Source organism: Methyloversatilis sp. NSM2 (genome assembly GCF_038066675.1).
Lineage (GTDB): Bacteria > Pseudomonadota > Gammaproteobacteria > Burkholderiales > Rhodocyclaceae > Methyloversatilis > Methyloversatilis discipulorum_A.
In genome coordinates this window covers 254,210-269,058 of the sequence record NZ_JBBUKV010000013.1, presented here as the reverse complement: position 1 = coordinate 269,058, position 14,849 = coordinate 254,210, and the positions used below count along the sequence as shown (strand labels likewise).

Sequence of the window (14,849 nt, the reverse complement as noted above, 5' to 3'; positions counted from 1 at the left end):
CATAGAATCCGGCCATACATTCAGGGACCGGACCGGATGAAGACCTCTACGCCGCATCGCCGCTCGGTCGCACAGCGACTGTTGCGCGCCCTCGTCATCGGCGTTGCCGCAGTCGCCACCGTGGTGGTGACACTGATCGCCATCGCCTGGCTGCTGCCGGACGCCACGCGCAGCGCGCCGGCACAGGCCCTGCTCGATACGCCCCCCGCCATCGACGAAACCGGCAACGGCGCGCTGCTGCTCGAAGGCCTGCGCGCGCCGGCTGGCAGCGACAGTGCAGCCTTCGGTCGTGCGCGGCTGGCGCACGCGCGCGCGCACTTCGCCCGCGCCGACGCCGGCCCGTATCAGCCGCCCGAACTGCCGGCCGATGCCTTGCCGCTGCCCGACACGCAGGCGCTGTGCGACCCGGCGCACGGCGCCTGCGTTGAGCGCTGGCTGGCGCAGGCAGCGCAGATCGTCGCGCTGTCCGACGCGCACCGCGCCGCACTCGACCGGCTCGACACCCTCGTCGCGCAGCCGCGCTTCCAGGCGCAGATGCTGGCGCACCCGGACGCCCCGCTCACCGCCTACGGTCCGCTGGCCGGTCTGCTGCGCCTGAGGCTGGCCGAGGCGACGGTGGCGATGGAGAACGACGACAGCGCACGCGCGCTCGACATCCTGGCCGCACAGACCGGCTTCCTGCGCCGCCTGCTGGCCGCCCCCGACGCGTCGCTGATCCAGAAGATGGTCGGCACCAGCCACCTGCGCGTGCATCTGACGGTGCTCGGCGAATGGCTGCATCGCTGGCCGGACGCGGTCAAGGACGCAGCACAGCTCACGCCGCTGCTGGCCGACGCCAGCGACGCCGAACTCGATCTGCGCGGTGCCATCCGGCAGGAAGCGAGCTGGATGGCCGCCACGATGAACGCCCTGCGCAGCGGCCAGGCGAACGCCGTGTTCGCCGACGGCAAATCGCCGTCGCTGCTCGAACAGCTGCTGCTGCCCGCCTTCTACAAGCGCGACGCGACACTCAACGACTGGGCGACGCACACGGCAGCGCTCGACGCTGCGCTGGCCGGTCCGCACGACGCACGACTGGCGGCGCTGCAGGCGCAGAACCGCGCCTTCCTGCAGGACGCGGCGGACTACGGCGACCTGTCGCGCGCGCTGTACAACCCGGCGGGCCGGCTGCTGCTGACGCTGGCCACCACCGACTACGGCGACTACCTGCTGCGCCTGTACGACACGCAGGCGGTCGGTCGCATGGTGGCGCTGCAGGCTACGCTGATCCGCGACGGCGTAGGTGCCGACGATATCGCCGGACGTCTCGTTGTAGGCACACCCGCTTCGCCGCAGCGCATCGGCTACGACGCGAAGGCGCACGCACTGACGTGGGCGCCGCTGGGCAGCAAGGGCATCGTGCAGAAGCTGGAGGGCAGCCTCTACGTGGCGCAGCTCCCGCGCTGATCAGCGCGGCACGCCACCCGCGCGCGCCAGCGCCTGTTCCAGCGTATCGCGCGCCTCCGGCGCGTCCGGCTCGCGCGCCAGCCACAGCTGCGCGTGCTGCGCCAGCGCGTCCCAGCGACCTTCGTGTTCGTACTGCACCGCCTGCAGGAAGGGCAGGCGCGCGTCGGTGGCGTCGGCCCAGAACGGGCGCGCGTCCGCCGTCTTCGGCTGCACGCCGCGCGCCAGCACCTCCGGCACCCAGTCGGCCGGAATGGCAAAGAACATGCTCTTGTCGCTGCTCAGCTTGTAGAAGGTGAGGATGCCGACCAGCCGCCCTTCGGCGTCGAACAGGCCGCCGCCCGAGGCGCCGGCGGCGAAGGCCGCGCTGCCGCGCAGGACGCGGCTGCCGTCCATCGCGTACAGCTGGCGTACTTCGCCCAGGTCGTAGGCGAAGCGGCCGCCGGTGAAGCCGAGGCTGAACACGACGTCCTTCTTGCGCACCTGGCTGGCCGGAATCAGCGGCGCCGCGCGCGTGCTGATGATGTCCGACTTCAGGATGCACAGGTCGCGCCGCCAGTCGGCGGCGACCAGCGCAACCTGCAGCGCCTCGCCGGTCTGCACCACCACTGCGTGCGTGGCGTCGTTCAGCACGTGACAGCTGGTGGCCAGCAGACCAGGGCCGACCATCACCGCCGAACCGCTGGCAGTGCCGCGCTCGCTCTTCGCGTACAGCTGAAACACGGTGCGCGCCGCCACCGGCACGCGGTCGAGCAGGCCGGGCGGTGCGTCATCGCTGGCCGCAACCGGCGTGGCACCGAGAAGCAGCAGCGCCAGCAGTGGCGCGCACAGTCTGCAGACAGGGTTCGGGCGGGTCATCGAAGCTCCTTGCAATCGGCGTAGGCTTTGGCGTCGGCGTTCGGCACACGTCGTGCTTTGTGTCGGCAAAGCGGTGGCCGGTTCCGGCCGTGCCGCGATTTTTGACACGTCCTCATGCACACCCCGATACCAGACGCCGGCAGCGACGCCGGCTGGCAGGCCCGCATCGCGCTCGGCTACCGCGCACTCGACGGACGCACCGTGCTGGCGCGGCGCGAACACAGCGGCCCGCTGCGCGTGCAGAAGCCGCTCTACCCGGAGGGCGACGCGGTCTGCCACACGCTGCTGCTGCACCCGCCGGGCGGCATCGCCGGCGGCGACGCACTGCGGGTCGAGCTCGACGCCGGCCCCGGCACGCACGCGCTGATCACCACGCCGGGCGCGACCAAGTGGTACCGCAGCGCCGGACCGCAGGCGCGCTCGGACCTGCATCTGCGCGTCGGCGCCGGCGCCGTCGTCGAATGGCTGCCGCAGGACGCCATCGTGTTCGACGGCGCGCGGGCGCAGGCGCGCAATCACATCGATCTGACGAGCGACGGCCGCTTCATCGGCATGGACCTGTGGTGCCTGGGCCGCACCGCCAGCGGCGAGCGCTTCGAACGCGGCGAACTGGCACTGGACACCCGCATCACCCGCGACGGCCGCACGCTGTGGCTGGAACAGGCGCGGCTGGCCGCTGGCGCGCCGCTGCTCGCGTCAGCGGCGGGACTGGCTGGCGCGCCGGTGTTCGGCACGCTGGTCGCCGCCGGCATCGACGCCGACGCCACGCTGCTCGCCGCCTGTCGCGCGGTGCCGTCCCCGTCCGGACACTCCGGCGTCACCCGCCTGCCCGGTCTGCTGCTGGCCCGCTACCGCGGCGACTGCACGCAGGCGGCGCGGGCATGGTTCGTGCATCTGTGGGCGCTGATACGTCCGGCCATGACCGGGCGACCGGCGCAGACGCCGCGCATCTGGAACACCTGACGGGCACACAGAAGAAAAATGGAACTGACACCGCGCGAGAAGGACAAGCTGCTCATCTTCACCGCCGCCCTGCTGGCCGAGCGCCGCCGGGCGCGCGGGCTCAGGCTCAACTACCCGGAAGCGGTCGCCTACATCACCGCCGCCATCATGGAAGGCGCGCGCGACGGCCGCAGCGTGGCCGAACTGATGAGCTACGGCACGACGCTGCTCGGCCGTGACGACGTCATGGAAGGCGTGGCGGAAATGATTCCGGACATACAGGTGGAAGCCACTTTCCCGGATGGCACCAAGCTGGTCACCGTCCATCATCCGATACCGTGAGAGCCGCCCGTGAGTGACGACGACATGGAACTGGCACGCCGCCTCGCGCGCTTCAAGCTGGGCGTGCGGCGCAGCCTCGGCGAATCGGTGAACCTCGACGCGCTGCGCACCGATCTCGATTACCGCACGCGCACGCTGGCCGATATCGAGGAGCGGGCGGACGACGAGGACCTGCTGGTCAGCCTGCTGCTCGTGCGCGAAATGCTCGATCGCCGCAGCGACAGCGACGTGACCAGCGATGGCACCAAGCCCGGGCGCGATTACCGTTTTGGTGCGCGTTCGGGCTGACCGGCGCGGGAAGGAACACGATGATTCCAGGACAGATGCAGGTCGCCGATGGCGACATCGAACTGAATGCAGGGCGCGCCACGGTGACGCTGGACGTGCGCAACAGCGGCGACCGGCCGGTGCAGGTCGGATCGCACTACCACTTCGCCGAAACGAATGACGCGCTGCTGTTCGACCGCGCCGCGGCGCGCGGCTTCCGTCTCGACATCGCGGCCGGCACCGCGGTGCGCTTCGAACCGGGCCAGATGCGCACAGTGACGCTGGTCGCGCTGGCCGGAGAACGCAGGGTTTTCGGATTCAAGGGACGGGTACAGGGCCCGCTCGACACACAGGGAGAACAGCAATGATGCAGGCACTGATGACTTTGGCACTGGCGTGGAGCAGCGTCGCGTGGGCCCACCCGGGCGAGCACCACGGCAACGTCGGCGACGCGCTGCTGCACCTGATGAGCGAACCGGATCACGTGGCGCTGCTGATCGCGGCAGCCGTCATCGGCGGCCTCGGCGGGCTGATGATGCGCCGGCGCGCGAAGGCCGCGCGTCGCATGTTCAAGGACTGATCGACGCATGAGCACGCGCATCAGCCGGCAGGCCTATGCGGAAATGTTCGGCCCGACCACCGGCGACCGCGTGCGGCTGGCCGACACCGAACTGTGGATCGAGGTCGAGCGCGACTACACGGTCTACGGCGAGGAAGTGAAGTTCGGCGGCGGCAAGGTGATCCGCGACGGCATGGGCCAGAGCCAGCGCTGCGCGGCGGAGGTGATGGACACTGTCATCACCAATGCGCTCATCGTCGACCACTGGGGCATCGTCAAGGCCGACATCGGCCTGAAGAACGGCTTCATCGCCGGCATCGGCAAGGCCGGCAATCCGGACATTCAGCCGGCGGTCACGCTGGTCATCGGCCCGGGCACCGAAATCATCGCTGGCGAAGGCATGATCGTCACCGCCGGCGGCATCGACTGCCACATCCACTTCATCTGCCCGCAGCAGATCGAGGAGGCGCTGATGTCGGGCGTCACGACCATGCTGGGCGGCGGTACCGGACCGGCCACCGGCACCTATGCCACCACCTGCACGCCGGGACCGTGGCACATCCACTCGATGCTGGCCGCGGCCGACGCCTTTCCGATGAATCTCGGCTTTCTCGGCAAGGGCAACGCATCGCAGCCGGCACCGCTGCGCGAGCAGATCGAGGCCGGCGTGATCGGCCTGAAGCTGCACGAGGACTGGGGCACCACGCCGGCGGCCATCGACACCTGCCTGTCGGTGGCCGAAGAGATGGACATACAGGTCGCCATCCACACCGACACGCTGAACGAGTCGGGCTTCGTCGAAACGACGATGGACGCCTTCAAGGGCCGCACCATCCACACCTTCCACACCGAAGGTGCGGGCGGCGGCCATGCACCGGACATCCTGCGCGCGGCCGGTCTGCCCAACGTGCTGCCGTCGTCGACCAATCCGACCATGCCGTACACGGTGAACACCATAGACGAGCACCTCGACATGCTCATGGTGTGCCACCACCTCGACGCCGCCATCGCCGAAGACGTCGCCTTCGCCGAAAGCCGCATCCGGCGCGAGACGATCGCGGCAGAGGATATCCTGCACGACCTCGGCGCCTTCTCGATGATGTCGTCCGACTCGCAGGCCATGGGCCGCGTCGGCGAAGTGATCATCCGCACCTGGCAGGCGGCGCACAAAATGAAGATCCAGCGCGGCGCGCTGAGCGATCCCGAAGGACGTTCGCCGGCGGCCGACAACTTTCGCGTGCGCCGCTACATCGCCAAGTACACGATCAACCCGGCGATCACGCACGGCATCGGTCACATCGTCGGCTCGGTCGAACCGGGCAAGCTGGCCGATCTGGTGCTGTGGCGCCCGGCCTTCTTCGGCGTCAAGCCCAGCCTGATCCTCAAGGGCGGCATGATCGCCGCCGCCGCGATGGGCGACCCCAACGCGTCGATCCCGACGCCGCAACCGGTGCACTACCGGCCGATGTTCGGCAGCTACGCCGGCGGCCTGAAGACCTCGCTCACCTTCGTGTCGCAGGCGGCGCTGAACAACCCCGCCGTGCGCGACCTGGGCCTCGCCAAACGGCTGGAGCCGGTGCGCAACACGCGTGCCATCCGCAAGTCCGACATGGTGCTGAACGGCTGGCAGCCGCAGATCGACGTCGATCCGGAAACCTACGAAGTGCGCGCCGACGGTGAGCGGCTGGTGTGCGAACCGGCCGAAGTGCTGCCGATGGCGCAGCGCTATTTCCTGTTCTGAACCCGCGGGCTCTGCCCGCATACGACATGCTGCTGATCGAAACCTTCGCGCCGGCCGACGCCGTGCCGGCCGAAACGCTGACGCTGAGCTTCGAACTTCGCGCCAAGTGCAGGCTGCGCACGCGCCTGGATTCGGGCGAGGAGGTCGGACTCTTCCTGCCGCGCGGCACGATACTGCGCGGCGGCGATCTGCTGGCCGGCAAGGACGGGCGCGTCGTTGCCGTGCGCTCGGCGCCGGAGCGGGTGATCGAGGCACGCAGCGCAGACGCGCTGCTGATCGCGCGCGCCGCCTACCACCTCGGCAACCGCCACGTCGCGGTCGAGGTGCAGCCCGGTCTGCTGCGGCTGGCGGCCGACCACGTGCTGGCGCAGATGCTGGTCGGCCTGGGCCTCGACCTGCGCGAGACGCAGGCGCCGTTCGAGCCCGAGGCCGGTGCCTACGGCGGTCACCCTGCCCACCACACGCACGCCCACGCCGAGGAGACCGGCGCCCGGCTGCACCTTTTCGCGGGCGGCGCATGAATCCGCTCGCGCTGGTCCGCCTGCTGCAGCTGGCCAGCCCGACGCTGCCGGTCGGCGCCTTCAGCTATTCGCAGGGGCTGGAATGGCAGGTCGATTGCGGCGACATCCGGACCGAAGCGGACGCCGGCGACTGGATCGCCGCTGTGTTCGACGCTGGCATCGCCTCGTTCGAACTGCCCTTGCTGGCCGAGCAGATGCGCGCCTGGACGGCCGACGACGTCGTGGCGGTGATCAATCTGAACGACAACTACCTGGCCAGCCGCGAAGCGGCCGAGCTGCGCGCCGAGACGGTGCAGATGGGCTATTCCTGCCTTCAGCTGCTGAAGGCGCTGCCGGAATGCAGCGCGGTCGCGGCACGGCTTGCGGACATCGGCGACGTCGCCTTCCCGACTGCGTGGTCGGGCGCCGCGGTGGCGCTCGGCGTGCCGATCGAGCCGGCGCTGACCGCCTGGGCCTGGGCCTGGGCGGAGAACCAGGTGATGGCGGCGATCAAGGCGGTCCCGCTCGGGCAGACGGCAGGGCAGCGGCTGCTGATGTCGCTCGGGGCGATGATCCCGCCGCGCGTGGCGACCGCGCTGACCCTGCCGCGCGAGGACTGGAGCAATTTCGCACCCGGCCTCGCCATCGCCAGTTGCCGGCACGAAACGCAGTATTCAAGGCTGTTCAGATCATGACCACCGCCAGACCACACGCCAGGTGCCGCTGCGGATTCCCGTGGGAGCGACGCCTCGTCGCGATGCGGCCTCGGTCACGCGCCGGCGCTCGATCCACCTCCGCATCGCGGCGGGGGCGCCGCTCCCACAATCCGGGCACGACCGCAGAGCCGGCGATCCTGATCTGCATTTTCGATGAAAGGCTGACAACATGACCCCACCCACTCCCCGCCCGCCGCTGCGTGTAGGCATCGGCGGCCCCGTGGGCTCCGGCAAGACCGCCCTCACGCTGGCGCTGTGCCGCGCGCTGCGCGACCGCTACAACATCGCCGCGGTCACCAACGACATCTACACCGAGGAAGACGCGCAGTTCCTGGTGCGTAACGAGGCGTTGCCGCCGGAACGCATCATCGGCGTGGAGACCGGCGGCTGCCCGCATACGGCGATACGCGAGGACGCGTCGATCAACCTCGAAGCGGTGGCGCGTCTGAGCGCGCGCTTTTCCGGGCTGGAGGTGATCCTGATCGAATCCGGCGGCGACAACCTGGCCGCCACCTTCTCGCCCGAATTGTCCGACCTCACGCTGTACGTGATCGACGTCGCCGCCGGCGACAAGATTCCGCGCAAGGGCGGCCCCGGCATCTGCAAGTCGGACCTGCTCATCATCAACAAGATCGATCTGGCACCGATGGTCGGCGCCTCGCTCGACGTCATGGAACGCGACGCGAGGAAGATGCGCGGCGAGCGGCCCTTCCTGTTCTCGAACATGAAGACCGGTCACAACCTCGACGCCATCATCGCCTTCATCGAGCGCGAAGGCATGCTGGGCGCCGGCTGACGCGTATCGTGCTGCGCCGCCACACTTGACGCTACACTTCCGCGACTTTCCACAGCGGGCAGGCGCGTGAAGATCATCATTCTCGGGGCAGGACAGGTCGGTTCCTCGGTGGCGGAAAACCTGGTGTCGGAGGCCAACGACATCACCGTGGTCGATACCGACGTCCCGCGCCTGCAGGCGCTGCAGGACCGTCTCGACCTGCGCGTGGTGGCCGGCAATGGCGCCAGCCCGGCGGTGATGCGCCAGGCCGGCGCCGACGACGCCGATCTGCTGATCGCGGTCACCGCGTCCGACCAGACCAATCTGTGCGCCTGTCGCATCGCGCAGACGCTGTTCAACCTGCCCACCCGGATCGCCCGGCTGCGCTCGATCGACTACGCCGACTACCCAGAGCTGCTCGACGACAACAATTTCGCCGTCGATTTCTCGATCTGCCCGGAACAGGAGGTCACCGACTACCTGAAGCGGCTGATCGCCTTCCCGGAAGCGCTGCAGGTGATCGAGTTCGGCAAGGGCCGGGTGAGCATGGTGGCGGTGCGCGCGGTCGGCGGCGGGCCGCTGGTCGGCCGCCAGATCAAGGCGCTGCGCGAGCATCTGCCCGACATCGACGCCCGCATCGCCGCCATCTACCGGCGCGACACCGCCATCATCCCGGATGGCGACACGGTGATCGAGCCGGGCGACGAGGTGTTCTGCGTTGCCGCGACCGAGCACATCCGCGCCGTCACCGCCGAACTGCGCCGGCTGGACAAGCCGATGCGCCGCATCATGATCGCCGGCGGCGGCAACATCGGCTACCGCCTCGCTTCGTCGCTGGAGAACCGCTACGAACTGAAGCTGATCGAGCATTCGCGCACGCGCGCCGAATTCCTGTCCGGCAGCCTGCACAAGACACTGGTGCTGGCCGGCGACACCACCGACGAGATGCTGCTCGAAGCAGAGAACGTCGACGACATGGATCTGTATCTGGCGCTGACCAACGACGACGAAAACAACATCATGTCGTCGCTGATGGCCAAGCGCATGGGCGCGCGCCGCGTGGTGGCGCTGATCAACCGCCGCGCCTACGTCGACCTGGTGCAGGCGGGCGCCATCGACATCGCCATCTCGCCGGCGCAGGTGTCGATCGGCTCGCTGCTGGCGCACGTGCGCCGCGGCGACGTGGTGGCGGTGCACAGCCTGCGCCGCGGTGCGGCCGAAGCGCTCGAACTGGTGGTGCACGGCGACCGCAAGACGTCCAAGGTGGTCGGTCGGCGCGTCGATGAGATCAAGCTGCCCGAGGGCGCGATGATCGGCGCCATCGTGCGTCACTCGGAAAAACCGATCAGGGTCGAGGTGACCGATCTGGCCGTGCGCGAGACGCACGAGCAGGTGATCATGCCGCACCACGACACGGTGATCGAGCCGGAGGACCACGTGATCGTGTTCTGCTCGACCAAGCGTGTGGTGGCACGGGTCGAGGGGCTGTTCCAGGTCGGATTCGGGTTTCTCTGATGCTGGCCGTACTGAATGTGCTGGGCCGCCTGCTGGCGGTGTTCAGCCTGACCTACCTGGCGCCGATCACCTGCTCGCTGGTGTTCCACGACGGCATGCTGTGGCATTTCATCGACAGCATGGCAATCAGCGCGGCCGGCGGCGTACTGCTGTACATGGCGACGCGACGCCACTACCGCGAGCTGAAGCCGCGCGACGGCTTCCTGCTGGTCACCTTGTCCTGGGTGCTGATGTCGGCCATCGCCGCCGTGCCGCTCATGCTGTCCTACGACACGATGAGCTTTACCGACGCGTTCTTCGAAACGATGTCCGGCCTGACCACGACCGGTGCCACGGTGATGACCGGGCTGGACCATGCGCCGCAGTCGATCAATCTGTGGCGTCACCTGCTGAACTGGATAGGCGGCATGGGCATCATCGTGTTCGCCGTCGCCATCCTGCCGCTGCTGGGCGTCGGCGGCATGCAGCTGTACAAGGCGGAAACGCCGGGGCCGATGAAGGACAGCAAGCTCACCGCGCGCATTACCGATACCGCCAAGGCACTCTACCTCGTCTATGTCGGCATGACCGCCGTGTGCCTGCTGTCACTGCGACTGGCCGGCATGGACTGGTTCGACGCCGTCTGCCATTCCTTCTCGGCGATGGGTCTGGGCGGCTTCTCGACACGAGATGCCAGTGTCGGCGCCTTCGATTCGGTCGCGATCGAGGCCGTGCTCAGCTTCTTCATGCTGCTGGCCGGCGTCAATTTCGCAACGCACTTCCTGGCCTTCCGGCGGCTGTCCATCGGTCCCTATGTGCGCGACGCCGAAGCACGCGCCTACATCACCATCATGCTGCTCGCCTTTGCCGGGCTCACGATCTTCCTGCTCGCCGAGGGCGTGTACGCCGACGTGGGCACCTCGGCTCGCATGGTCATGTTCAACCTGGTATCGCTGGGCACCGGCAGCGGCTATGCCAGCACCGATTTCGCGCAGTGGCCGATCTTCGCGCCGCTGCTCATGCTCTTTCTCGGCGGTCTCATTCCCTGTGCCGGCTCGACCGGCGGCGGCATCAAGATGGTGCGCACGCTGGTGCTGTTCGGTCAGAGCCAGCGCGAAATCCTGAAGCTGATTCATCCGGCGGCGGTGCGTCCGCTGATGATCGGCCGCACCGCCGTGTCCGAGCACGTCGCCCAGTCCGTGCTCGGTTTCATCTTCCTGTACTTCATGAGCGCCGCACTGATGGTGTTCGCGCTGCTGCTGACCGGTCTGGATTTCATCACCGCCTTCACCGCCGTGATTGCCTGCATCAACAACATCGGCCCTGGCCTCGGCGATGTCGGGCCGGCCGGCAACTACCAAGGCCTGACCGGCCTGCAGACCTGGATATGCAGCTTTGCCATGCTGCTCGGCCGGCTGGAAGTGTTCGCCGTGCTGGTCATCTTCACCCCGGGTTTCTGGCGCAAATAGGCCCGATCGTCGCCTGCCCGGGCAGGCAGGCGGGCGCATCGGCTATCCTTGCGCCCTGTACTTCAAGGATTTCCCATGTCCGCACTCCGCAACGACACCTTCCTGCGCGCGCTGCTGCGCCAGCCCACCGACTACACGCCGATCTGGCTGATGCGCCAGGCCGGCCGCTACCTGCCCGAGTACTGCGCCACCCGCCGTCGCGCCGGCAGCTTCCTGCAGTTGTGCAAGTCGCCGGCCATGGCCTGCGAAGTGACGCTGCAGCCGCTGGAGCGCTTTCCGCTCGACGCCGCCATCCTGTTTTCGGACATCCTGACGGTGCCGGACGCGATGGGTCTGGGCCTGTATTTCGCCGAAGGCGAAGGCCCGAAGTTCGAGCGCCCGCTGCGTTCGGAAGACGCGATCCGCGCGCTGGCCGCGCCCGACCCGACCGCCGAACTGGGCTACGTCATTGACGCCGTGAGTGAAATCCGCCGCGCGCTGGACGGCCGGGTACCGCTGATCGGCTTCTCCGGCAGCCCGTGGACGCTGGCCTGCTACATGGTCGAAGGCGGCGCCTCGGACGACTACCGGCACCTGAAGACGCTGATGCTCGACCGCCCGGAACTGCTGCACCACATGCTGTCGGTGACGTCGAAGGCGGTGACCGACTACCTGAATGCGCAGATCGAAGCCGGTGCGCAGGCGGTGATGATTTTCGACTCCTGGGGCGGCGCGCTGTCGGCGCACGGCTATCGCGAATTCTCGCTCGCCTACATGCAGCGCATCATCGCCGGCCTGAAGCGGGAAAAGGACGGCCAGCGCGTGCCGGTCATCATGTTTACCAAGGGCGGCGGTCAGTGGCTGGAGGCACAGGCCGAAGCAGGCGCCGACGCGCTGGGCCTGGACTGGACCACCGATATCGGACAGGCCCGCCAGCGGGTCGGCGACAAGGTGGCGCTGCAGGGCAATTTCGACCCGACCGCCCTGTTCGCGCACCCGGAGGGCATCCGCGGCGAGGCGCGCCGCATCCTCGACAGCTACGGCAATCACCCGGGCCACGTGTTCAACCTCGGCCACGGCATTTCGCAGCACACGCCGCCGGAGCACGTAGCCGCGCTGGTGGAGGAAGTTCATCGCCACAGCCGGGCCGTGCGGGCAGGCTGAACGGGGCAGCCGGCAGGTTCGGCCGGCTTATTCCGCACAGTTCGGCCACCGCAAGGGGTTGACTTATGCACAGTCGGCCGCTCAGGCCGACTACAAGCCGAAGGGCCGGTCCACTACAAGAGCCCTCCGCGCAAGTCACTGATAAGCAAGGAAGTATTTTTTTCTTGACGCCTGGCGGAAAATTTGGTGGCCGTTGATGTCCGGTTCGTGACGGACGGACACGAAGTTTCCCACAAAGTTATCCACAGCTTTTGTGGCACTCAAAACCTTGCCGGATGAGTGCGTTGCGGACACAAGCACCCAGTCTTGTTGAACGACATGCCGCAAGTCACTGAATCCATTAAAAGCCCGCATCAGCGCTTGGAAAGCACCGCAGCAATTCTGCCGTCGCATCTGTTGCAGGTCGCGCTTTCGCGACCGATTCCCACGCTGTTCGACTATGACGCCTCGGCCTTTCCCGATGCCGAACCGGGACAGCGTGTGCGCGTGCCCTTCGGCCGCAGCGAACTGTGGGGCATCGCCTGGGGCTGGCGCGAAGCGGGCGAGGTCGACGCAGCGCGCATCAAGCCGCTGCTCGACATCGACCGCGGCAGCCCGCCGCTGCCCGCCAGCTGGCGGGCGCTGGTCGAGTTCGTCGCCCACTACTATCAGCAACCTATAGGCGAAGTGGCGGCGATGGCGGCACCGCCGGCCATCAGCGCGAGCCGTGCCGAGCGGGCCAACCGGCGTTTCCGTGCCACCCCGGCCGGCACCGCCGCGCTCGACGCGCTGCCGGCGCGCGATGTCCGCCGCAAGCTGATCACCGCGCTGACCGAGGCCGGCGACCTGAACGAGGCGGAACTGCGCGCTCTGTCATCGCGCGCCGCCGTGGCCCTCGAACGCCTGCTGGCCGACGGGCTGATAGAGCCGGCCCTGCCGCAGGCGCCAGCCGAGGCCGCACATGTACTGAGCGCCGACCAGGCGGCGGCCCTGGCCGCACTGCAATCGACCGCCGGCTACGCTGCCAGCCTGCTGCACGGCGTGACCGGCAGCGGCAAGACCGAGGTTTATCTGCGACTGATCGAGGATCAGATCGCCGCCGGCCGGCAGTGCCTGCTGCTGGTGCCGGAAATCGCGCTGACACCGCAGTTGCAGGCGCGGGTGGCCGCCCGCTTCCCGCGCGCCTGCCTGCACGTGATGCACAGCGAAATGAGCGACGGCGCCCGCGCGATGGCGTGGGCGGCGGCGCAGTCCGGCGAGGCGGACATCCTGCTCGGCACCCGGCTGGCGGTGTTCGCGCCGCTGCCGCGACTGGGCTGCATCGTGCTCGACGAGGAACACGACCCCTCCTTCCGCCAGACCGAGGGCGTGCGCTATTCGGCGCGCGACGTCGCCATCTGGCGCGCGCGCAACGAGAACGTGCCCATCGTGCTGGGCAGTGCCACGCCTTCGCTGGAAACGCTGCGTCACGCGATCGACGGCCGCTACCGCTGGCTCAAGCTGACCACGCGGGCCGGCAGCGCCCGCCTGCCCGAGGTGCACCTCGTCGACACGCGGGTGTTCCGTGCCACCGACGGCCTGAGCCAGCCCATGGTGCGGGCCATCGAAAGCCGGCTGGCGCGCGGCGAACAAACGCTGCTGTTCATCAACCGCCGCGGCTACGCGCCGGTGCTGAGCTGCCCGGCATGCGGCTGGGCCGCCGGCTGCACGCAGTGCACCGCCAACCTGGTGCTGCACGCCGCCGACCGCCGGCTGCGCTGTCACCACTGCGGCGCCGAAGGCCCGGTACCGCAGGCCTGCCCGAAATGCGGCAACCAGGACATCCAGGGCTATGGCCGCGGCACCCAGCGGCTGGAAGAAACGCTGGCCAGCCGCTTCCCGACCGCACGTCTGCTGCGCATCGACCGCGACAACGTCCGCGGCCGCGAGCACTGGCAGGAACAGCTGGACCTGATCCGCCGCGGCGAGGTCGATCTGGTGGTCGGCACCCAGTTGCTGGCCAAGGGCCACGACTTCCCCGGCATCACGCTGGTCGGCGTGATCAGCGCCGACGCCTCGCTGCACGCCGCCGATTTCCGCGCACAGGAGCGGCTGTTCGCCCAGCTGATGCAGGTCGGCGGCCGGGCAGGTCGAGCCGACACCGCCGGCGAGGTGCTGATCCAGACCGCGCAACCCGAACACCCCTTGTTCGCCGCGCTGAAGGCGCACGATTTCGACGGCTTCGCGCGCAGCCAGCTGGCGGAACGCGCCGCGCTCGGCCTGCCGCCGCATGGCTTCCAACTCATGCTGAGCGCCGACGCGCCGGAACTGCAGGCCGCACTCGACTTTCTCGAAGCGGCGCGCCGCGCCGCGCTGGCGCTGGCTGTCGATGGCGTGCAGATCTACGACGTCGTGCCGATGCGCATGGTGCGCCGCGCCAACCGCGAACGCGCCCAGCTGGTGGTCGAATCGCGCAGCCGTCCGGCCCTGCGTACGCTGCTGCTGCCCTGGGTCGCCAACCTCTACCGCCTGCGCGTCGCCCGCGGCCTGCGCTGGCATATCGACGTGGATCCAGTCGAGGTGTGACCGGGCGGTGACGTGTGGGCCGCTGGCTTCGATCAAGGCCGCAATCGCGAGCAAGC

General features: G+C 68.8%; 15 protein-coding genes. 14 read left to right on the top strand and 1 reads right to left on the bottom strand.

Annotated features, from left to right (window positions below):
- Positions 1-36 precede the first annotated feature (36 nt).
- Positions 37-1,446, top strand: a complete 1,410-nt coding sequence (locus tag WJU27_RS18175) for a hypothetical protein (protein WP_341422997.1) — start codon at positions 37-39, stop codon at positions 1,444-1,446.
- Here WJU27_RS18175 and WJU27_RS18170 read toward each other — a convergent pair whose 3' ends face one another.
- On the bottom strand, positions 1,447-2,301 hold the full coding sequence (locus WJU27_RS18170) for a S1 family peptidase (RefSeq protein ID WP_341422996.1): 855 nt from the start codon (positions 2,299-2,301) through the stop codon (positions 1,447-1,449). It abuts the gene before it with no gap.
- Between the two features lie 114 nt (positions 2,302-2,415).
- Here WJU27_RS18170 and WJU27_RS18165 point away from each other — a divergent pair, with 114 nt between their 5' ends.
- The 13 genes from WJU27_RS18165 to WJU27_RS18105 all read left to right on the top strand — a co-directional run bounded on the left by WJU27_RS18165 (position 2,416) and on the right by WJU27_RS18105 (position 14,793).
- A complete protein-coding gene (locus WJU27_RS18165; RefSeq protein WP_341422995.1) occupies positions 2,416-3,264 on the top strand; it encodes an urease accessory protein UreD in 849 nt (282 codons plus the stop codon).
- 18 nt (positions 3,265-3,282) lie between these two features.
- Positions 3,283-3,585 carry an urease subunit gamma gene (locus WJU27_RS18160; protein WP_020166169.1) on the top strand — a complete coding sequence of 101 codons (303 nt, stop codon included), beginning with the start codon at positions 3,283-3,285 and terminating at the stop codon, positions 3,583-3,585.
- Positions 3,586-3,594: 9 nt separating this feature from the next.
- The gene (locus WJU27_RS18155) at positions 3,595-3,873 is read left to right on the top strand and encodes a hypothetical protein (RefSeq protein WP_020166170.1); all 279 of its coding nucleotides are present in this window, start codon (positions 3,595-3,597) and stop codon (positions 3,871-3,873) included.
- 20 nt (positions 3,874-3,893) lie between these two features.
- Positions 3,894-4,220, top strand: a complete 327-nt coding sequence (locus WJU27_RS18150; RefSeq protein WP_029143877.1) for an urease subunit beta — start codon at positions 3,894-3,896, stop codon at positions 4,218-4,220.
- On the top strand, positions 4,217-4,432 hold the full coding sequence (locus WJU27_RS18145; RefSeq protein WP_304004441.1) for a hypothetical protein: 216 nt from the start codon (positions 4,217-4,219) through the stop codon (positions 4,430-4,432). The genes WJU27_RS18150 and WJU27_RS18145 overlap by 4 nt, the downstream gene beginning before the upstream one ends.
- A gap of 7 nt (positions 4,433-4,439) precedes the next feature.
- Positions 4,440-6,152: an urease subunit alpha gene (gene ureC / locus WJU27_RS18140; RefSeq protein ID WP_341422994.1), complete on the top strand. Its 1,713-nt coding sequence runs from the start codon at positions 4,440-4,442 to the stop codon at positions 6,150-6,152.
- A gap of 26 nt (positions 6,153-6,178) precedes the next feature.
- A complete protein-coding gene (gene ureE / locus WJU27_RS18135) occupies positions 6,179-6,673 on the top strand; it encodes an urease accessory protein UreE (protein ID WP_341422993.1) in 495 nt (164 codons plus the stop codon).
- Positions 6,670-7,347 (top strand): urease accessory protein UreF, encoded by a 678-nt coding sequence (locus WJU27_RS18130; RefSeq protein ID WP_341422992.1) that lies wholly within the window; start codon positions 6,670-6,672, stop codon positions 7,345-7,347. Before ureE ends, WJU27_RS18130 begins: the two co-directional genes overlap by 4 nt.
- A 190-nt stretch (positions 7,348-7,537) precedes the next feature.
- On the top strand, positions 7,538-8,164 hold the full coding sequence (gene ureG / locus WJU27_RS18125; RefSeq protein WP_341422991.1) for an urease accessory protein UreG: 627 nt from the start codon (positions 7,538-7,540) through the stop codon (positions 8,162-8,164).
- 66 nt (positions 8,165-8,230) lie between these two features.
- Entirely contained in the window at positions 8,231-9,658 is a 1,428-nt protein-coding gene (trkA, locus tag WJU27_RS18120; protein WP_341422990.1) for a Trk system potassium transporter TrkA, read from the top strand.
- Positions 9,658-11,106 carry a TrkH family potassium uptake protein gene (locus WJU27_RS18115; RefSeq protein WP_341422989.1) on the top strand — a complete coding sequence of 483 codons (1,449 nt, stop codon included), beginning with the start codon at positions 9,658-9,660 and terminating at the stop codon, positions 11,104-11,106. Before trkA ends, WJU27_RS18115 begins: the two co-directional genes overlap by 1 nt.
- A 75-nt stretch (positions 11,107-11,181) precedes the next feature.
- On the top strand, positions 11,182-12,249 hold the full coding sequence (gene hemE / locus WJU27_RS18110; protein ID WP_341422988.1) for a uroporphyrinogen decarboxylase: 1,068 nt from the start codon (positions 11,182-11,184) through the stop codon (positions 12,247-12,249).
- Between the two features lie 360 nt (positions 12,250-12,609).
- A complete protein-coding gene (locus tag WJU27_RS18105; protein ID WP_341422987.1) occupies positions 12,610-14,793 on the top strand; it encodes a primosomal protein N' in 2,184 nt (727 codons plus the stop codon).
- The last annotated feature ends 56 nt before the right edge of the window (positions 14,794-14,849 follow it).